We start from the raw sequence: 19,614 nt of genomic DNA, 5'->3' as shown, positions 1-19,614 counted from the left end.
GCCGCGGGCAATCCTCGAGGGAATCGGCTTACTGTGACGCAAAAAGCCAGGGCTGGGCGGCCTTGTGTCTTTCCTCGAAGGCGCGGATCTCGTCGGCGTGCTGTAGCGTCAGGCCGATTTCGTCGAGGCCGTTCATCAGGCAGTGCTTGCGGTGCGGCGTGATCTCGAAGGAAAACGTATCGCCGCTGGGCAGGCGCACGGTCTGCGTCTCCAAATCGACGTGCAGGCGATAGCCGGGGGTCGCCTCACATTCACGGAATAGCCGATCGACGATCTCGTGCGCGGCGACGATCGGCAGGATGCCGTTCTTGTAGCAGTTGGAGAAGAAGATATCGGCGAACGAAGGCGCGATGATGACCCGGAAACCGTAATCGGCGATCGCCCATGGGGCGTGTTCGCGGCTCGAGCCGCAACCGAAGTTGTCGCGCGTGAGCAGGATCTGCGCGCCCTGGTAGCGCGGCTGGTTGAGGACGAAATCTTTTTTGAGCGGGCGCTTGCTGCAATCCATGCCAGGCTGACCGATGTCCTCATAGCGCCATTCGTCGAATAGATACGGCCCGAAGCCGGAACGCTTGATCGACTTCAAAAACTGCTTCGGGATGATCGCGTCGGTGTCGACGTTCGCGCGGTCGAGTGGGCAGACGAGGCCATCGAGGGAGGTAAAGGGCTTCATGAAAAACTCCGAATATCGACGAAGTGGCCGGCAATCGCCGCGGCGGCGGCCATTGCCGGGCTGACCAGATGGGTGCGCCCACCGGCGCCTTGGCGGCCTTCGAAATTGCGGTTCGAAGTCGAGGCGCAACGCTCGCCCGGCATGAGCCGGTCGGCATTCATCGCCAGGCACATCGAACAGCCAGGCTCGCGCCATTCAAAACCCGCTTCGATGAAGATTTTATCCAGCCCCTCGGCCTCGGCTTGGCGCCTGACCTTGCCGGAACCGGGCACCACCAGCACCTGCTTCACGCTGGCGGCCTTCTTCTTGCCGCGCACCACACGCGCGGCCGCCCGCAGATCCTCGAGGCGCGAATTGGTGCAGCTACCGATGAACACCTTGTCCACCTTGATCGACTGGATCGGCGTGCCGGCGGCAAGCCCCATGTAGTTGAGCGCTCGTTCGATCGCGGCGCGCTTGACGGGATCCGGCTCGTCGGTGGGGTCAGGCACCCGGCCGCCGACTGGCACCACCTGTTCGGGCGAGGTGCCCCAGGTCACCTGCGGCTCGATGGTCGTGGCATCGATCGTGACGACGGCATCGAAATGCGCGTCGGGGTCGCTCTTCAGGGTGCGCCAGTAGGCGAGCGCCTGGTCCCATAGCGCGCCTTGCGGTGCGAATGGCCGGCCGGCGAGATAGGCGAAGGTCTTCTCGTCGGGCGCCACCAGCCCAGCGCGCGCGCCGGCTTCGATCGCCATGTTGCAGACGGTCATGCGCCCTTCCATCGACAGCTCACGAATCGCCTCGCCGGCGAATTCCACGGCAAAGCCGGTACCACCCGCGGTGCCGATTTTGCCGATGATCGCCAACGCGATGTCCTTTGCCGTGACGCCAGCGCCGGCTTTGCCGCGCACCTCGATCAGCATGCGTCTGGATTTCTTCGCCACCAGCGTCTGCGTGGCGAGCACGTGCTCGACCTCGGAAGTACCGATACCGTGCGCCAACGCACCAAACGCGCCGTGCGTCGAGGTATGACTGTCGCCACAGACGATCGTCATGCCCGGCAGCGTGATGCCGTTTTCCGGGCCGATCACATGGATGATGCCCTGATTCGGATGCTTGAACGGGTAATACACCAAGGCACCGAAATCATGGATGTTCTGATCGAGCGTCTCCACTTGTAGCCGCGAGATCGGGTCCTCGATGCCGCGCTCCCAGTGCTCGGTCGGCGTGTTGTGGTCGGCGGTGGCGACCACGCTTTGCGCCCGCCAGGGGCGGCGCGAGGCCAGGCGCAAGCCCTCGAAGGCCTGCGGGCTGGTCACCTCATGCACCAAGTGACGGTCGATGTAGAGCAGACAGGTGCCGTCGTCCTCTTCGCGGACGACGTGCGTCTCCCAGAGTTTGTCGTAAAGCGTCTTGCCAGCCATGTCGTCGGTTTCCTTGCTAGTTCTCGAAAACCAGTTTTTCAGAGTCTACCAGCGCTGGCGGCTTTCTTGAGCGTTACTCCTTGCGCGCATCTGAGACTAGAATGAAAAAATAATCACAATCGGAGATGGAGAAAGAGGACATCATGACCACCAGCAAACCCATTCCCGCAACCCTGATCCCCGGCGATGGCATCGGACCGGAAATCACCACCGCCACCCTGATGGCCCTCGATGCGCTCGGCGCGCCCTTCGTCTGGGACCGCCAGGTCGCCGGTGCCGCCAGTGTCAGCGCCGTCGGCGACCCGCTGCCGCCGGAATGCGTCAACAGCATTCGCAAGACCAAGCTGGCGCTCAAGGGCCCGCTGGAAACGCCGATCGGCGGTGGCTATCGCTCATCGAACGTGCGCCTGCGCGAGGAATTCAAGCTCTACGCCAACGTCCGCCCCGCCCTGACGTTGATCCCGGGCGGACGCTACGAGAACATCGACCTGGTGCTGGTGCGCGAGAACAACGAAGGCCTCTACATGGGCTACGAGCACTTCATCCCGATCGACGGCGATCCCCATGCGGTCGGCATGGCCACCGGCATCAATACGCGCCAGGGCTGCCGGCACATCCTGAAATTCGCCTTCGATTACGCGATCCGCAAAGGGCGCAAGAAGGTGACCGTGGTGCACAAGGCCAACATCATGAAGGCGCTCACCGGCATCTTCCTCGAAACCGCGCGCCAAATCTTTGAGAGCGATTACAAGGGCCAGATCGAATTCGAGGAATGCATCGTCGATGCCTGCGCGATGAAGCTGGTGATGAATCCGTGGCAGTTCGACGTGATCGTCACGACCAACCTGTTTGGCGACATTCTCTCCGACGAGATCGCCGGACTGGTCGGCGGCTTGGGCATGGCGCCAGGCGCCAACATCGGAGACCATGCAGCGATCTTCGAGGCCGTCCACGGCTCGGCACCCGACATCGCCGGCCAGGGCATCGCCAACCCGATCGCGCTGATGCTTGCCGCGGCGATGATGCTCGACCATGTCGGCCGCTTCGATCTCGGCAACCGGCTGCGCCGCGCGATCGATGCAACGCTCAACGAGGACAAGGTGCGCACTGGCGACCTCGGCGGCAGTGCCACGACGCTCGAGTTCGCCAGCGCGGTGGTCGAGCGCATCAAGGCAAGCAGATAAAAGAACCGCGCCGACGGGTGCCTGCCTTCCTGGCGGGAGCCCGCCGCTACATGTTGCGCCGATACTGGCCGCCGACCTCATAGAGCGCGCTGGAAATCTGCCCCAGCGAGCAGACGCGCACGGCGTCCATCAACACCTCGAACACATTGCCGTTGTCGATCACGGTCTGCTTGAGGCGCGCCAGCATGGGTCCCGATTCCGCAGCGTGACGTGACTGGAAGGCGCGCAGGCGCTCGATCTGCGAGCGCTTTTCTTCTTCGGTCGAGCGGGCGAGCTCGAGCTTCTCGGGAATCGGATCGCCATGCGGATTGCGGAAGGTATTGACGCCGATGATCGGATGCGAGCCGTCGTGCTTCTTCTGCTCGTAGTAGAGCGATTCTTCCTGGATCTTGCTGCGTTGGTAACCCGTTTCCATCGCGCCGAGCACGCCGCCGCGCTCGGCGAGCGCCTCGAATTCCTTGAGCACGGCATCTTCGACGAGATCGGTCAGTTCCTCGATCACGAAGCTGCCCTGATTGGGATTCTCGTTTTTCGCCAGGCCCCACTCGCGATTGATGATCAGCTGGATCGCCATCGCGCGCCGCACGCTCTCCTCGGTCGGCGTGGTGATTGCCTCGTCATAGGCATTGGTGTGCAGGCTGTTGCAGTTGTCGTAGATGGCGATCAGCGCCTGCAAGGTGGTGCGAATGTCATTGAACGCCATCTCCTGGGCGTGCAGGCTGCGCCCCGAGGTCTGCACGTGGTATTTGAGTTTCTGACTGCGTTCGTTGGCGCCGTACTTGTACTTCATCGCCACCGCCCAGATACGCCGGGCGACGCGGCCGATCACCGTGTATTCGGCATCCATGCCGTTCGAGAAGAAGAAGGAGAGGTTCGGCGCGAAGTCGTCGATGTGCATGCCACGGGCGAGATATGACTCGACATAGGTGAAGCCGTTGGCGAGCGTGAACGCGAGCTGGGTGATCGGGTTTGCGCCGGCCTCGGCGATGTGATAGCCGGAGATCGACACCGAGTAGAAATTCTTCACCTGGTGATGGACGAAGTATTCCTGGATGTCGCCCATCATCTTCAGTGCGAACTCGGTCGAGAAGATGCAGGTGTTCTGGCCTTGGTCTTCTTTGAGGATGTCGGCCTGCACCGTGCCGCGCACGGTGGAGAGCACCCACTCGCGGATCTTCTCCGCCTCGTCCTCGGTCGGCTCGCGGCCGTTCTCCAGCCGGAATTTGTCGAGCTGCTGGTCGATCGCGGTGTTGAAGAACATCGCCAGGATCACCGGCGCCGGCCCGTTGATGGTCATCGATACCGAGGTCGTCGGGTCAGCCAGATCGAAGCCGTCGTAGAGCGCCTTCATGTCGTCGAGCGTGGCGATCGACACGCCCGAGTTGCCGATCTTGCCGTAGATATCGGGTCGCTCGTCCGGATCGCAACCGTAGAGCGTCACCGAGTCGAAGGCGGTAGACAGACGCTTGGCCGGCATGCCCTCGGAGAGTTTCTTGAAACGCCGGTTGGTGCGGAAGGCATCACCTTCGCCGGCGAACATCCGGGTCGGATCTTCGTTCTCGCGTTTGAAGGCGAACACCCCTGCGGTGTAAGGGAAGCTGCCGGGAACGTTTTCCTTCATCAGCCAGCGCAGCCGTTCGCCCTCATCCTCGAATTTCGGCAATACCACCTTGCGGATCTTCGTGCCGGAGAGCGTCTCGTGGGTGAGTTTGGTGCGGATTTCCTTGTCGCGAATCTTGACGACATATTCATCGCCGCCATAGGCCTTGACGGTATCGGGCCACATCTCGAGCAGCTTCTTTGCGCGCGCGTCGAGCTGGCCGTCCTTCCACGCAATCAGTTCGTCGAAGTCCTGCGCGGGCTTGGCGCAGCCCTCGAAGACGGCTTTCGCCGTGCGCAGGCTCTGCCGCTCGCGGGCGATGGCGACCTGCGCGTCCACATGCTTGTGATAGGCGCGCACGGTATCGGCGATCTCGGCAAGATAGCGGCTCCGCGCTGCGGGGACGATGGCGCGGCCCGGCGAGGAATGTTTCGTTGCTACCCTCGGCAGCTTGCCCGGCTGGAGCTTGAGCCCCTTGCCGAAGAGGTACTCGGCCAAATGCTGGTAGAGCGCGGTGACGCCATCGTCATTGAAGCGCGCGGCCTGAGTGCCGAACACCGGCATGTCCTCGACGCGGGCGGAGAACAGAGCGCGGTTGCGCTGGTATTGCTTCCTCACGTCGCGCAACGCATCCATCGCCCCTTTGCGGTCGAACTTGTTGATTGCCACGAAGTCGGCGAAGTCGAGCATGTCGATCTTCTCGAGCTGGCTCGCCGCGCCGAACTCGGGCGTCATCACGTAGAGCGAGCAATCGACATGTGGCACGATCGCCGCATCGCCCTGGCCGATGCCGGAGGTTTCGACGATGACGAGGTCGAAGCCCGAGAGCTTGCAGGCGGCGATCGTCTCCGGCAGCGCGGCAGAGAGTTCACTGCCGGTATCGCGTGTCGCCAGCGAGCGCATGAAGATGTTCGGGTGTTCGATCGCATTCATGCGGATGCGGTCGCCGAGCAGTGCGCCGCCAGTGCGTTTGCGCGATGGATCGATGGAGATGATCGCGATCTTCAGGCGATCGTCCTGATCGAGACGGAAGCGGCGGATCAATTCATCGGTCAAGGAAGACTTGCCGGCCCCCCCCGTGCCGGTGATGCCGAGCACTGGCACGGCGGGCGCCTTGGCCGTCCGCACGGCTTGGGCAAACGCGCCCTGCGGATCGTTTTCCAGTTGCGTGATCGCGCGCGCGAGCTTGCGCCGGTCGCCGCTTCTCAGTTCGTCGAGCGTGACGTTCGCCGGCAACGCGAAGTCGCTCTTCGCCACCACGTCGTTGATCATCCCCTGCAGGCCCAGCAGCGCGCCGTCTTCGGGCGAGTAGATGCGTGTGACGCCGTAGGCATGCAGTTCCTCGATCTCGGCCGGCACGATCACGCCGCCGCCACCGCCGAACACCTTGATCTCTTCGCCACCACCGACCCTGAGCAGATCGATCATGTATTTGAAATACTCGAGGTGCCCGCCTTGGTAGGAGGTGACGGCGATGCCCTGCACGTCCTCCTGCAGCGCCGCATTCACCACCTCCTGCACCGAGCGGTTGTGGCCGAGATGGATCACCTCGACGCCGGTAGCCTGCAGGATGCGCCGCATGATGTTGATCGCGGCATCGTGGCCGTCGAACAGCGCGGCGGCGGTGACGAAGCGCACCTTGTGCGCAGGCCGGTAGGGGGCAAGCTTCGCGGCGAGGGCAAGATCGGACATGGCAAAAGCCTCCGGGCAGGAATTTCAGATTAACGCATCGCGGCGATTCTGGCTTACGTTGACGTTGACGTCAACGTCACCTTCGCATCCGCCATTTCTCGACCAGTGCGTAAAGCGCCGGGATTACGATCAGCGTCAGAACGGTCGCCGAGATCATGCCGCCCCTGCCATCACCGCCGCGTAGGCCGGCGACCGTCGACTGCCGGCCCCCATGTCGCCGAGCGCTGCCTCTTCCTGCGCCAGCGCTGTCCCGCCGACGCCCAGGCATACCGTCAGCTACAGGGCAAGGACGCGCATGGCTACTTCGCCGGTTCGAGGCGGGTGATCGTGTAGTTGCCGTCGATGTACTCGACCCGGAACCGCACCTTGTCGCCCACCGAAACTGTCTTGAGCATCGCCGGTTCCTTGACCTTGAACATCATGGTCATCGGCATCATGCCGAGATTCTCGATCGGGCCGTGGGCGAGCATGATGCGCTGGGTTGGCACATCGATCTTCTTGACGGTGCCTTCGGACAATTCCTCGGCAGCGGAAACATGGACGGAAACAAGCAGGCTGGCGGCAGCCAACAGGGATACAAGGGATTTCATGGCAACCTCGAGACAAAGTCGTTGAACGAAAACCGGCGTTGGCAGGACAGCAGGTCATGCCTTACTGGGCCGCCAGCAGAAAGCCGGTGCAGGTGAGATGGCACAGCAAACAGTCATCACAATCGAGATCGCCTACCCTGGCCGGTGCGACCTGCTTCGCAACCTGCTCATGGCCATGCGCCGCGGCCGTGACCGCCTGCTCCGGCGTATGCCGACATAACGGTATCGTCACCGCCGCGGCTGCCTGGACCGGGGCAACCACAGCGGAATCAGAATCATCAGCTGGCTCCGGATTTGACGCCTGTCAGCGAGATGCTAGTTCACTCCTCGTCTTCCTTCAATTGGAACGAAGCCGCCAATTTCTGCTGCACCGGAGGCGGCACCTGCGCGTAGTGCGAGAACTCGATCGTGTAGCTGCCGCGGCCGCCGGTCAGCGACTTCAAGCGCGAGGCATAGTCGCCGATCTCGGCGAGCGGCACCTCGCCCATCACGGCGATGCGGCCCGCCCCGCGTGCCGCGGTGCCCGTCACGTGGCCACGGCGGCTCGACAAATCCCCGGCGATGTCGCCCATCTGATCCTCATCGACATGCACCTCGATCTTCACGATCGGTTCGAGGATCACCGGGGCAGCCGCCTGCACGGCGGCGATGGTCGCCTTCTTGCCGGCCTGGACGAAGGCGACCTCCTTGCCATCGACCGGGTGGGTCTTGCCGTCATAGACGATGACGCGCACATCCTCGACTGGGAAGCCCGCGACCACGCCGCCTTCCAGCGCCTGACGCACCCCCTTCTCGACCGCCGGCATGAACACGCCGGGGATCACGCCGCCCTTGACCTGATCGACGAATTCGAAGCCGGCACCACGCGCAAGCGGCTCGATTTTCAGATACACCTCGCCGAACTGGCCGGCGCCGCCGGACTGCTTCTTGTGGCGGCAGTGGCCTTCGGCGGGGCGGGTGATCGTCTCGCGATAAGGAATCTGTGGCGGACGGGTGGCGAGCTCCAGCTTGTATTGCGTCGCCATGCGTTCGAGCTTGGTTTTCAGATGCATCTCGCCGAGACCGAAGATCACGGTCTCATGCGTGGTTGGATGACGTTCGACCTTGAAGCAGGGGTCTTCGAGCTCGAGTTTATGGAGGATTTCGAACAGCCGCTGTTCATCGCCCTTCTTGGTCGTCTCGACGGCCAGGCCCTGCATCGGTTTCGGGAATTCGAGCGGCTTGAGATGAATATGATCCTCGTCGTGCGAATCGTGCAGCACGCTGTCGAATTGGATCTCCTCGACTTTGGCGATCGCGCCCAGATCCCCAGGCAGCAGCTCATCGACCTCGACGTAATCCTTGCCCTGCAACTGGTACAGATGGCCGACCTTGAACGGTTTTTTGCCATCGCCGATGAAGAGCTGCGAATCCTTCCTGATCGTGCCCTGATGGACGCGGAACACACCGACCTTACCCATGTAGGGGTCGACGATCACCTTGAAGACGTGCGCCAGGACATGTTTCGAGGCATCCGGCTCGCGCTGGAACGGCTCGCCATCTTTATAGAACGGCGGCAAGTTGGCCTCGGCGGGATTGGGCGCGAGCGTCGCCAGCACGTGCAACAGTTCGTCGATGCCTGCGCCGGTCTTGGCAGAGGTAAACAGCACGGGAATCAGGTGCCCTTCGCGCAGCCCCTTCTCGAAGGGCGCGTGTAGCTCACCGGCGCTCGGGTCCTGGCCGTCCTCGAGGTAGCGCTCCATCAGGCTTTCATCCTCTTCGACGAGCTGGTCGATCAGTTCCCGGTGGGCATGGGCCACCGTATCGATGTCGGCTTCCCCTGAGTCGTGCTCCATCACCTCGACGACCTGGCGATGATCGGGCGTGGGCAAATCGAGGAACTTGCAGGCCGTGCCGAAGCGCGCGCGGATGTCGGTCATCAGACCCTTAAGATCGAGATTCTCGGCGTCGATCTTATTGACGACGATCATGCAGGCCAGCCCCCGCTGTTGGGCGGCCTTCATCATGCGTTCGGTCATCAGCTCGATGCCGGTCTGCGCGTTGATCACGATGAGCGCCGTATCGACGCCCGCCAAGGCAGCCAACGCCTGGCCGGCGAAATCGGGATAACCCGGGGTATCGATCAGATGTACATGCACGTCTTCCCAGGCGAAATTGACCAAGGCGGATTGCAGCGAATGACCGGCGGCCTTTTCCTGCGCATCGTAGTCGCAGACCGTGTTGCCCTTCTCGACGCTGCCGGCGGCCGGAATCGCACCGGCACGGGCGAGCAAGGCCTCCGCCAGCGTGGTCTTGCCAGCGCCGCCATGCCCGACGAGGGCGACGGCACGAATACGTTCGGTATGAAACTTTGGCATGACTGACTCTCCCTGATTTTTATTCGACGGTCACCGACTTTGCCAAATTGCGTGGCTTGTCGACATCCGTGCCCTTGACCAGAGCTGCATGATAAGCCAAGAGCTGCAAAGGCACGACGTGCAACACCGGCGAGAGCAGGCCGTAATGTTCCGGCAGGCGCAGGATGTGCAAACCCGCTTCCTCCTCGACCTGGGAATCGGCATCGGCGAAGACAAACAGCTCGCCGCCGCGCGCCGCGACTTCCTTGAGGTTGGATTTCAGTTTTTCCAGCAGCGCATCGTTCGGGGCGACGCTAACTACTGGCATTTCCTTATCCACCAGCGCCAACGGGCCGTGCTTGAGCTCGCCGGCTGGATAGGCCTCGGCATGGATGTAGGAGATTTCCTTCAGTTTCAAGGCGCCTTCCAGCGCGATCGGATAATGATGCCCCCGACCGAGGAACAGCGCATGGCGCTTGCCGGCGAAGCGCTGTGCCCAGGCGGCGATCTCGGGTTCCAGGGCCAGAACCTTTTGTACCGCAACCGGCAGATGGCGCAGCGAAGCGAGGTAAGCGGCCTCCTGATCCGCCGTCAGCCGGCCGTTTAGCTTGGCCAATGTCGCGGCGAGCAGGAACAGGCTGACGAGCTGCGTGGTAAACGCCTTGGTCGAGGCCACGCCGATTTCCGGGCCGGCGCGCGTCAGGAAACGCAATGCGCATTCGCGCACGATGGCAGACTCTGGCACATTGCAGATCGCCAAGGTTTTCGTCATGCCGAGCGACTTGGCATACCTGATCGAAGCGAGCGTATCCGCCGTCTCGCCCGACTGCGAAATGGCGACGACGAGCTGGTCTGGATTCGGCACCGAGACACGATAGCGGTACTCGCTCGCCACCTCGACCGTGCAGGGAATGCCGGCAAGCTGCTCGATCCAGTAGCGCGCCACGAGGCCAGCGTGGTAGCTCGTGCCACAGGCGACGATCAACACCGATTTCACACCGGTGAAGACTTCCGCTGCAATGGCGCCGAACAGGTTGGCCGAGAAGGTCTGCGCGCCACCGATCAACTCGAGCGTCGCCGCCAACGCCTGCGGTTGCTCGAAGATTTCCTTTTGCATGTAGTGGCGGTAACCACCTAGCTCGACCGCCTCGGTGGACAGCGTGCTCTCATGCACGGCGCGTTCGGTTGCCGCGCCGTCAGCGCCGACGATCCGATATCCCTCTCGGCGCAGCTCGGCGACGTCGCCGTCTTCCAGATAGATCATGCGGCGCGTGACCTGCAACAGCGCCGCGGCATCCGAGGCCGCATAGTGACCATCCCTGCCAAGCCCAAGCAGCAGCGGTGCGCCATGACGCGCCACGACGATGCGGCTGCCCCCCTCACACAGCACCGCGATCGCATAAGCACCGGTAAGGCGCTGCGTGGCGCGCTGCACCGCCTCGAAGAGGTCTGAACATGAATCGAGCGCTGCCCTGATCAGGTGAGCGATCACCTCGGTATCGGTATCCGAAGTGAAGGTGTAGCCCTTGCCCACGAGTTCCTGTTTGAGCTCGGCGTAGTTCTCGATGATGCCGTTATGGACGACGGCGAGCCCCCCCGACACATGGGGATGGGCATTCTTTTCGCAGGGCACGCCATGCGTCGCCCAGCGGGTGTGGGCGATGCCGATTCGTGCCGTCAGCCCTTCGGCTTGCGCGGCAAGCTCACTGACGCGCCCGACGCTCCGCAGCCGAGTGAGACCGGGATCGAGCAGCGCGAGGCCGGCGGAGTCGTAGCCACGGTATTCGAGCTTCTTCAGCCCTTCGATGAGCACCGGAACGATGTTGTTCTGCGCGACAGCCGCGACGATACCGCACATGGTTTCAGTTCCCCGTTTGCTCTTTGTTCGCGGTTCTGGCTTTTAGCCAGCGCTGGAAGGAGGCTTGGCTCTCGCCCGAGCCCTTGCCGAGCAGCAGACTCTCGATGCTGATGTCCTCGTCGATATCTTCCCAATGAATACCAAGGCCAGGACCGATCAGCCGCCAATTGGCGCGCTCTTCCTCGGTTGCATGACAAAGTCGCGGGAACCAGCCGAGCGGTGCGCTCACCGTGCGGCCATCTTCCGGCTCGACTATCAGCGTATCGTCGGTCACCGTGACGCGCTGCGCATTCGACACCGCAAATTCAGCGGGCGAAATGATCATTCCATCTCTCCACAAAAAAATCACGCCGTTCGCGAACCAAGCTCTCAAGTCTCAAAAGCTCCGCCCGCTCGCCCGAATCCGGTGCTGTAATGCAACCGCACGGGAACAAGCCAAAACTTGGCCAGCATTCTTTCGCGTTCTACGTGGATGTGCAAGGGTTCGTCCCTGTCGCCCGAAAAGAAGAAGAACCGAGAGGGGCCAGACAACAGGACCGTGGGCATCAGCCTATTTCTTCTTCTTGATCGGCCGCTTCCAGCCAGGAACCGTCACTTGTTTCGCGCGCGAGAGCGTGAGCTGATCTGCCGGCGCGTCGCGCGTCAGCGTGGTGCCGGCGCCGAGGGTAGCGCCGCGGCCGACGGTCACCGGAGCGACGAGCTGCGTATCCGAGCCGATGAAGACATCGTCCTCGATCACAGTGCGGTGTTTGTTGGCACCGTCGTAGTTGCAGGTAATCGTGCCGGCGCCGACATTGACGCGGCTGCCCATCGTCGTATCGCCGATGTAGGCGAGATGGTTCGCTTTCGAGTGGGCGGCGATGGTCGAATTCTTGACCTCGACGAAATTGCCGATATGCACATCCTCGGCGAGCACGGTGCCCGGCCTCAGCCGGGCGAAGGGGCCGACGATCGACCCTGGGCCGACGATCGCATCCTGGATCACACAATTGGGCAGGATGCGCACGCCGTCTTGCAATTCGACGTGACCTTCAAAGACGCAATTGACGTCGATGAACACGTCGCGCCCGCAAACGAGTTCGCCGCGCACGTCGATGCGGTCTGGGTCGGCCAGCGTGACGCCCTGCGCCATCAGGGCTGCGGCGATGTTGCGCTGGTGGATGCGCTCCAATCGTGCCAGCTGGGCTTTGCTGTTGACCCCGTCGGTCTCCCAGCAGTCAGCCGGCTGCGCGGTCACGACCTCGACGCCCTCGGCGACGGCGAGAGCGACGATATCGGTCAGATAATACTCACCCTGCGCATTGCGGTTGGATAGCTGCGGCAGCCAGCGTGCCAGATGCGCGGCGGGCGCGACGAGGATGCCGGTATTGATCTCGCCGATCATTCGCTCGGCATCGTCGGCATCCTTTTCTTCGACGATGCGCACCACCTTGCCATCGACACGCACGATGCGGCCGTAGCCGTGAGGGTCGAGCAAATGGGCGGTCAGTAGCGCGAGCTTGTCGTCGCCGGCGGCGGCGATCAGTCGCCGCAGGGTTTCGGCGCGGATCAGCGGCACGTCGCCATAGAGCACCAGTGCCGTGCTACCCGCGCCGACTTTCAGCACCGGCAAGGCTTGCATCACCGCATGGCCGGTGCCGAGCTGCGGTTCCTGTTTCGCCCAGATGAGATCGGGGGCATCGAGCGCTGCGCGCACGGCCTCGCCACCGTGGCCATAGACCACGCAAATCTGCGCCGGATCGAGTTGCCGCGCCGTATCGATGACATGCGCCAGCATCGGCTTGCCGGCGATGGGGTGCAGCACCTTCGGCAGCGCCGAGTGCATACGCTTGCCCTGGCCGGCTGCGAGGATGACGACGTCGAGCATCGCGCACACCCTGAGTCAGCGCGGTAGCAGCGAGCTTCCCATCAAGAATTCATCGACGGCGCGGGCGCACTGACGCCCTTCGCGGATCGCCCAGACCACCAGCGACTGGCCGCGCCGCATATCCCCGGCGGCAAACACCTTGGGCACGCTGGTCGCATAACAGCCGGGGCCATCGGTGCTGGCTGCCGCATTCCCACGCGCATCCTTGGCGACACCGAAGGCGTCGAGCAGCGCCTGCACCGGCTGTGTGAAACCCATGGCGAGGAAGGCAAGATCCGCTTCGATCTCGAACTCCGAGCCGGGGATTTCTTTCATCTTGCCCCCGCTCCAGTCGAGGCGCACGCATTTGAGCGCCTTGAGTTTCCCTTTCGCGCCGATGAACTCCTTGGTGGCGATCGCCCAGTCGCGCGTGCAGCCTTCTTCATGCGACGAGGAAGTGCGCAGCTTGTTCGGCCAATAAGGCCAGGTCAGCAGCTTGTTTTCCTGTTCCGGCGGCTTGGGCATGAGCTCGATCTGCGTGACACTCGCGGCGCCGTGGCGGTTCGCAGTACCCACGCAGTCGGAACCGGTATCACCGCCGCCGATCACGACGACCCGCTTGTCTTTGGCATCGATGGGGTTCTTCCGGCCCCCGGCAACCGCCTTGTTCTGAGGGATGAGGAATTCGAGCGCGAAGTGCACGCCGTCGAGATCGCGGCCAGGGATGGGTAGATCGCGCGGCGTTTCGGAGCCGCCGGCGAGGATCACCGCATCGAACGCTTCGAGCAGCTCGGCGGGCGCGACGACCTTCGTCGCATCGCAGGCCACACCTTTCGGCAGGCGCGTGTCGGCCGCCACCAGCGTTTTCAGACGGAACTTCACTCCCTCGACCTTGAGCTGCGCGACACGCCATTCGATCAGGCGCTTGTCGAGCTTGAAGTCCGGAATGCCATAACGCATCAAGCCGCCGATCGCATCGTTTTTCTCGAATACCGTTACGTCATGGCCGGCGCGGACCAGCTGTTGTGCGGCGGCCAGTCCCGCCGGACCGGAGCCGACGATGGCGACCTTCTTGCCCGTCTTGACGGTATTGATGAGTGGCACGACCCAACCGTTCTCACCGGCCCGGTCGATGATCGCGTGTTCGAGCGACTTGATGCCGACCGGCTCGACATTGATGTTCAGCGTGCACGCGGTTTCGCAGGGGGCCGGACAAACACGGCCCGTGACTTCCGGGAAGTTGTTGGTGGAATGCAAGATGTCCAGGGCCGCGCGCCAGTCGCCGCGATACACGGCATCGTTGAAGTCCGGGATGTTGTTGTTCACCGGGCAACCGTTGTTGCAAAACGGAATGCCGCAATCCATGCAGCGTGCGCCCTGCACCTTGGCCTGCTCGTCGGTCAGACGAGCAACGAATTCGTGATAATGCTTCAGGCGCTGATCGACCGGCTCATAGCCTTCGGACACGCGCTCGAACTCAAGAAAACCGGTGGGCTTGCCCATTATGCTACCTCCGCAGGGCCGCCCCAAGGAGGCAGCCATTCAACGAAATTCGAGCGAAGCGAGCTCGCAATCTCCCCCTTCCTCGGGAAGGGGGCTGGGGGGATGGGGGACTTCATGCTGCCTCCGCAGGGCCGCCCCAAGGAGGCAGCCATTCAACGAAATTCGAGCGAAGCGAGCTCGCAGTCTCCCCCTTCCTCGGGAAGGGGGCTGGGGGGATGGGGGACTTCATGCTGCCTCCTTCAGCTGCTTGGCCGCGATTTCGGTCAGTGCCCGGCGGTATTCATGGGGGAACACCTTGACGAACTTTTCCCGGAAAGCCGGCCAGTCGGCCAATACCCGACGCGCCATCTCGCTGCCGGTGGCTGCCTGATGTTTCTCGATCAATGACTTGAGCAGCAGCTCGTCGGCGCTGCCGCGATGACGCATGCCATCGTCTGGCTGCTTTTCTGCCGGCAGGACCTTTTCCAGCTTCACCATCGACAGATTGCAGCGTGCGGCGAAATCGCCATCCTCGTCGAGCACATAGGCGATACCGCCCGACATGCCGGCGGCGAAGTTGCGCCCGGTGCGGCCGAGCACGACCACGGTGCCACCCGTCATGTATTCGCAGCAATGATCGCCGCTACCCTCGACCACGGCAGTCGCCCCCGAGTTACGCACCGCGAAACGCTCGCCGGCGACACCGCGGAAGAACACTTCACCGTCGATCGCGCCATACAGCACGGTGTTACCGACGATGATGTTTTCGCATGGCTTGCCGCGGAATTCCTTCGCTGGCTTGACGATGATCCGGCCGCCACACAGACCCTTGCCGACGTAGTCGTTGGCCTCACCGGTGAGTTCCAGGGTGATGCCGTGCGCCAGGAAGGCGCCGAAGCTCTGCCCGGCCGTGCCCTTCATGCGGATGTGGATGGTGCCATCCGGCAGACCACGATGCCCGTAACGCTTTGCCACCTCATGGGACAGCATCGTGCCGACGGTGCGGTTGACGTTCTTCACCGTGCATTCGAAGGCGACTTTTTTACCCTCTTCGAGCGCCGGCCGCGCCTTGGCGATCAACTGATGGTCGAGTGCACGCGTGATGCCATGATCCTGTGTTTCGCAATGATGACGCGCCACTTCCGCAGGCATCGCCGGCATGTAGAAGATGCGCGAAAAATCCAGGCCGCGTGCCTTCCAGTGACTGATGCCTTTCTTCATATCGAGGAGATCGGCGCGGCCGATCAAATCGTCGAATTTGCGGATGCCCATCTGCGCCATCATTTGCCGCACTTCCTCGGCGACGAAGAAGAAATAATTGACGACATGCTCGGGCTGACCGGAGAAACGGCGCCGCAGCACCGGGTCTTGGGTGGCGACACCGACCGGGCAGGTGTTGAGGTGGCATTTGCGCATCATGATGCAGCCTTCGACCACCAGCGGCGCGGTCGCAAAGCCAAATTCGTCGGCGCCGAGCAGCGCACCGATCACGACGTCGCGGCCGGTCTTCATCTGGCCATCGACCTGGACGCGGATGCGGCCGCGCAGGCGGTTTATCACCAGCGTCTGCTGCGTCTCAGCGAGTCCCAGCTCCCAGGGTGTTCCGGCATGCTTGATCGATGACCAGGGTGAAGCGCCGGTGCCGCCGTCATGACCGGAAATCACCACATGGTCGGCCTTGGCCTTGGCCACACCGGCAGCCACCGTGCCGACGCCGATTTCCGAGACCAGCTTGACGGAGATGTCCGCCTGCGGGTTGGCATTCTTCAGATCGTGGATCAGCTGCGCCAGATCCTCGATCGAATAGATGTCATGGTGCGGCGGCGGTGAAATGAGCTGCACGCCCGGCACCGAATGGCGCAAAAAGCCGATGTAGTCCGACACCTTGTGACCCGGCAACTGGCCGCCTTCACCGGGCTTCGCGCCCTGCGCCATCTTGATCTGGATCTGGTCGGAATTGGCGAGATATTCGATCGTCACGCCAAAGCGGCCAGAGGCCACCTGCTTGATCGCCGAACGCAGGCTGTCACCCTCTTTGAGCGGAATGTCGCGCTCGACGCGGCTGGCACCGATCACGGCGGCGAGCGTCGTCGGGGTGGTGATCTTGGCGAAGCGCTTCGGATCCTCGCCGCCTTCGCCGGTGTTGGACTTGCCGCCGATGCGGTTCATCGCAATCGCCAGCGTGCTGTGCGCCTCGGTGGAGATCGAGCCGAGCGACATCGCGCCGGTGGCGAAACGCTTGACGATCTCGCTGGCCGGCTCGACCTCTTCGAGCGGCACCGGCGGACCGGCCGGCTTGATTTCGAACAGGCCGCGCAAAGTCATCAAGCGCCGGCTCTGGTCATTGATGATCTTCGCATACTCCTGGTAGGTCTCGAACCTGCCCGCACGCGTCGCATGCTGCAGCTTGGCGATCGCATCCGGTGTCCACATGTGTTCCTCGCCACGCACGCGGTAAGCATATTCCCCCCCGATGTCGAGCGCATTGGCGAGCAACGGATCGTTGCCGAACGCCGCAGCGTGCAGGGCGAGCGCCTCGCGGGCGACTTCCTTGAGGCCAATGCCTTCGATCTTGCTCGGCGTGCCGGTGAAATAGCGATCGACGAAGTCGGAAGCCAGGCCTACCGCCTCGAAAATCTGCGCGCCGCAATAGGACTGGTAGGTGGAAATGCCCATCTTCGACATCACTTTGAGCAGCCCCTTGCCGATCGCCTTGACGAAGTTCTTCTGGCATTCATAGGGTGACGGCTTGCCGGGGAGCGTCGGCGCGAGCGCCGCCAGGCTTTCGAAAGCGAGCCAGGGATGGATCGCTTCGGCGCCAAAGCCGGCCAGCGTCGCGAAATGATGCACCTCGCGGGCCGCACCGGTTTCGATCACCAAACCACAAGAGGTACGCAAGCCGGTCCTGACGAGATGCTGATGAACGGCGGAACAGGCCAGCAGCGCGGGGATCGGTGCGCGCGCGGCATCGACGTTACGGTCGGAAAGGATGATCACGCTCGCGCCTTCGCCGATGGCGCGCTCGGCCTCGAAGCAGACCTTGAAGAGCGCCTCGCTCACCCCGGCAGGGCCGGCGGCGGCGGGCGTGGTGATGTCGATCACGCAGGCGCGGAACGTGCCATTCGTCAAGCGGTCGATCGCTTTGAGCTTGGCCATCTCGGTCGGCGTGAGAATCGGCTGGCGCACCTGCAAACGCGGCGCCGGTTCGGCTTCGTCGATCTCGAGCAGATTTGGGCTGGGGCTGATCATCGAGATCAGCGACATGACGATTTCCTCGCGGATCGGATCGATCGGCGGGTTGGTGACCTGGGCAAAGAGTTGCTTGAAGTAATTGAACAGCGGCTTGTTGCGGTTCGACAGTACCGGCAAGGGACTATCGTTGCCCATCGAACCGGTGGCTTCCTCACCCTTCGTTGCCATTGGCTCGAGGATGAATTTGAAGTCTTCCTGCGTGTAGCCGAAAGCCTGCTGCAAATCGAGCAGCGGGGCAGACAGCGCAGTCTCTTCCTCGACTTCGGGCAGATCCTCGACGTAACGACGCGACATGTAAAGCCACTCGCGGTAGGGCTTGGCCGTGGCGAGCTGGTCCTTGATCTCATCGTCGCCGACGATACGGCCTTGCTCGAGATCGAGCAACAACATCTTGCCAGGCTGCAAGCGCCACTTCTTGACGATGCGCTCCTCAGGAATCGGCAGCACGCCGATTTCCGAAGACATCACCACCAAGTCGTCATCGGTCACCAGGTAGCGGGCCGGCCGCAGGCCATTGCGATCGAGTGTGGCGCCGATCTGACGACCATCGGTGAAGGCCACCGCGGCCGGGCCATCCCAGGGCTCCATCAACGCCATGTGATATTCGTAGAAGGCACGCCGATTCTCGTCCATCAATTGATTACCCGACCAGGCTTCGGGAATCAGCATCATCATCGCGTGGGCGAGGCTGTAGCCGCCCATCACGAGCAATTCGAGGGCGTTGTCGAAACTGGCGGAATCCGACTGGCCGTCATAGATCAGCGGCCAGAGCTTGTGCAGATCATCGCCGAACAGTTTCGAGGAAATGCCATGCTCGCGCGCGCGGATCCGGTTCACATTGCCGCGCAGCGTGTTGATCTCGCCATTGTGGGCGATCAGTCGGAAAGGATGCGCCAGATCCCATGCCGGGAAGGTGTTGGTCGAAAAACGCTGATGCACCAACGCCAGCGCAGAAACCACCCGCTCATCGCCCAGATCGAGGAAATACTGCCCGACCTGCTCGGCGAGCAGCATGCCCTTGTAGACGATGGTGCGCGTCGACATCGAGGGCACATAGAACATCTTGCCATCCGGGAGCTTCAGCGCCTGCACACGATGGCCGGCCTCCTTGCGGATCACGTAGAGCTTGCGTTCCAGCGCATCCTGGTCGGCGATATCCTCACCGGCGGCGATGAATACCTGGCGCATCACCGGCTCGACATCACGCGCAGCCTGGGCAAGCCCGCTGTTGTCGACCGGCACGTCGCGCCAGCCGAGCAGCGTCTGGCCTTCGTAACGGATCGTGCGCTCGATCGCCGCTTCGCAGGCGCGACGGCTTTCGGCTGCACGTGGCAGAAATATCATGCCGACACCATACTTGCCTGGCGGCGGCAGGGTAACGCCCTGGCGCGCCATTTCGGCACGGAAGAAAGCGTCGGGAATCTGGATCAGAATGCCGGCGCCATCGCCGAGCAGGGGGTCATAGCCAGTGGCGCCGCGATGTTCCAGGTTTTTGAGGATCTGCAACCCCTGGGTGACGATCGCGTGGCTCTTCTGGTTCTTGATGTGGGCGACGAATCCCACGCCACAGGCGTCACGCTCCTGGGCCGGGTCGTACAAACCTTGCTGCTCGGGCATGGTCATTGCTGGCTTCCTCTGACGCGCACGACAGGGATTGACATCCGCAGAGAATGAAAACCCCATGCGCAAAAAAAC

Annotated in this window: 13 protein-coding genes; 1 reads left to right on the top strand and 12 read right to left on the bottom strand. The window is 62.7% G+C overall.

Translation table 11 applies throughout. The features are described from left to right. Positions 1 to 28: 28 nt before the first annotated feature. Together leuD and leuC are read right to left on the bottom strand one after the other, a co-directional pair. Positions 29 to 673: a 3-isopropylmalate dehydratase small subunit gene (leuD, locus tag EL335_RS02400; protein ID WP_126444076.1), complete on the bottom strand. Its 645-nt coding sequence runs from the start codon at positions 671 to 673 to the stop codon at positions 29 to 31. Then, entirely contained in the window at positions 670 to 2,079 is a 1,410-nt protein-coding gene (gene leuC / locus EL335_RS02395; RefSeq protein ID WP_126444075.1) for a 3-isopropylmalate dehydratase large subunit, read from the bottom strand. Before leuC ends, leuD begins: the two co-directional genes overlap by 4 nt. Before the next feature lie 143 nt (positions 2,080 to 2,222). On the opposite strand from leuC, the gene EL335_RS02390 reads away from it, so the two are divergent. Further along, on the top strand, positions 2,223 to 3,263 hold the full coding sequence (locus EL335_RS02390) for an isocitrate/isopropylmalate dehydrogenase family protein (protein WP_126444074.1): 1,041 nt from the start codon (positions 2,223 to 2,225) through the stop codon (positions 3,261 to 3,263). Positions 3,264 to 3,309: 46 nt separating this feature from the next. On the opposite strand, the gene icmF is transcribed toward EL335_RS02390, so the two are convergent. From icmF to gltB, 10 genes are all read right to left on the bottom strand, one after another. Beyond that, a complete protein-coding gene (gene icmF, locus EL335_RS02385; RefSeq protein ID WP_126444073.1) occupies positions 3,310 to 6,555 on the bottom strand; it encodes a fused isobutyryl-CoA mutase/GTPase IcmF in 3,246 nt (1,081 codons plus the stop codon). Positions 6,556 to 6,854: 299 nt separating this feature from the next. Beyond that, a complete protein-coding gene (locus EL335_RS02380) occupies positions 6,855 to 7,145 on the bottom strand; it encodes a copper-binding protein (RefSeq protein WP_126444072.1) in 291 nt (96 codons plus the stop codon). Positions 7,146 to 7,206: 61 nt separating this feature from the next. Continuing rightward, positions 7,207 to 7,407: a hypothetical protein gene (locus EL335_RS02375; protein ID WP_126444071.1), complete on the bottom strand. Its 201-nt coding sequence runs from the start codon at positions 7,405 to 7,407 to the stop codon at positions 7,207 to 7,209. 58 nt (positions 7,408 to 7,465) lie between these two features. Next, entirely contained in the window at positions 7,466 to 9,502 is a 2,037-nt protein-coding gene (gene fusA, locus EL335_RS02370; RefSeq protein ID WP_126444070.1) for an elongation factor G, read from the bottom strand. Positions 9,503 to 9,521: 19 nt separating this feature from the next. After that, complete coding sequence (gene glmS, locus EL335_RS02365; RefSeq protein WP_126444069.1) at positions 9,522 to 11,339, bottom strand: glutamine--fructose-6-phosphate transaminase (isomerizing); 1,818 nt, start codon at positions 11,337 to 11,339, stop codon at positions 9,522 to 9,524. 4 nt (positions 11,340 to 11,343) lie between these two features. Beyond that, positions 11,344 to 11,664 carry a DUF2442 domain-containing protein gene (locus EL335_RS02360; RefSeq protein ID WP_126444068.1) on the bottom strand — a complete coding sequence of 107 codons (321 nt, stop codon included), beginning with the start codon at positions 11,662 to 11,664 and terminating at the stop codon, positions 11,344 to 11,346. Between the two features lie 44 nt (positions 11,665 to 11,708). Next, complete coding sequence (locus tag EL335_RS14565; protein ID WP_431306254.1) at positions 11,709 to 11,885, bottom strand: DUF4160 domain-containing protein; 177 nt, start codon at positions 11,883 to 11,885, stop codon at positions 11,709 to 11,711. 4 nt (positions 11,886 to 11,889) lie between these two features. Then, on the bottom strand, positions 11,890 to 13,206 hold the full coding sequence (gene glmU, locus EL335_RS02350; protein WP_126444067.1) for a bifunctional UDP-N-acetylglucosamine diphosphorylase/glucosamine-1-phosphate N-acetyltransferase GlmU: 1,317 nt from the start codon (positions 13,204 to 13,206) through the stop codon (positions 11,890 to 11,892). 15 nt (positions 13,207 to 13,221) lie between these two features. Next, on the bottom strand, positions 13,222 to 14,688 hold the full coding sequence (locus tag EL335_RS02345) for a glutamate synthase subunit beta (RefSeq protein ID WP_126444066.1): 1,467 nt from the start codon (positions 14,686 to 14,688) through the stop codon (positions 13,222 to 13,224). A 225-nt stretch (positions 14,689 to 14,913) separates the two neighbouring features. Beyond that, on the bottom strand, positions 14,914 to 19,542 hold the full coding sequence (gene gltB, locus EL335_RS02340) for a glutamate synthase large subunit (protein WP_126444065.1): 4,629 nt from the start codon (positions 19,540 to 19,542) through the stop codon (positions 14,914 to 14,916). Positions 19,543 to 19,614: the final 72 nt, after the last annotated feature.

The sequence above is a fragment of the Sulfuricystis multivorans genome (assembly GCF_003966565.1).
Lineage (GTDB): Bacteria > Pseudomonadota > Gammaproteobacteria > Burkholderiales > Rhodocyclaceae > Sulfuricystis > Sulfuricystis multivorans.
Note: the sequence above shows the minus strand (reverse complement) of the source record. Positions and strands in the feature narration are given on the sequence as shown.

Bases quoted from the DNA above. Each gene is read 5' to 3' on its own strand.
- leuD (WP_126444076.1), bottom strand. From the start codon at position 673: ATGAAGCCCTTTACCTCCCTCGATGGCCTCGTCTGCCCACTCGACCGC.
- leuC (WP_126444075.1), bottom strand. From the start codon at position 2,079: ATGGCTGGCAAGACGCTTTACGACAAACTCTGGGAGACGCACGTCGTC.
- EL335_RS02390 (WP_126444074.1), top strand. From the start codon at position 2,223: ATGACCACCAGCAAACCCATTCCCGCAACCCTGATCCCCGGCGATGGC.
- icmF (WP_126444073.1), bottom strand. From the start codon at position 6,555: ATGTCCGATCTTGCCCTCGCCGCGAAGCTTGCCCCCTACCGGCCTGCG.
- EL335_RS02380 (WP_126444072.1), bottom strand. From the start codon at position 7,145: ATGAAATCCCTTGTATCCCTGTTGGCTGCCGCCAGCCTGCTTGTTTCC.
- fusA (WP_126444070.1), bottom strand. From the start codon at position 9,502: ATGCCAAAGTTTCATACCGAACGTATTCGTGCCGTCGCCCTCGTCGGG.
- glmS (WP_126444069.1), bottom strand. From the start codon at position 11,339: ATGTGCGGTATCGTCGCGGCTGTCGCGCAGAACAACATCGTTCCGGTG.
- EL335_RS02360 (WP_126444068.1), bottom strand. From the start codon at position 11,664: ATGATCATTTCGCCCGCTGAATTTGCGGTGTCGAATGCGCAGCGCGTC.
- EL335_RS14565 (WP_431306254.1), bottom strand. From the start codon at position 11,885: ATGCCCACGGTCCTGTTGTCTGGCCCCTCTCGGTTCTTCTTCTTTTCG.
- glmU (WP_126444067.1), bottom strand. From the start codon at position 13,206: ATGCTCGACGTCGTCATCCTCGCAGCCGGCCAGGGCAAGCGTATGCAC.
- EL335_RS02345 (WP_126444066.1), bottom strand. From the start codon at position 14,688: ATGGGCAAGCCCACCGGTTTTCTTGAGTTCGAGCGCGTGTCCGAAGGC.
- gltB (WP_126444065.1), bottom strand. From the start codon at position 19,542: ATGACCATGCCCGAGCAGCAAGGTTTGTACGACCCGGCCCAGGAGCGT.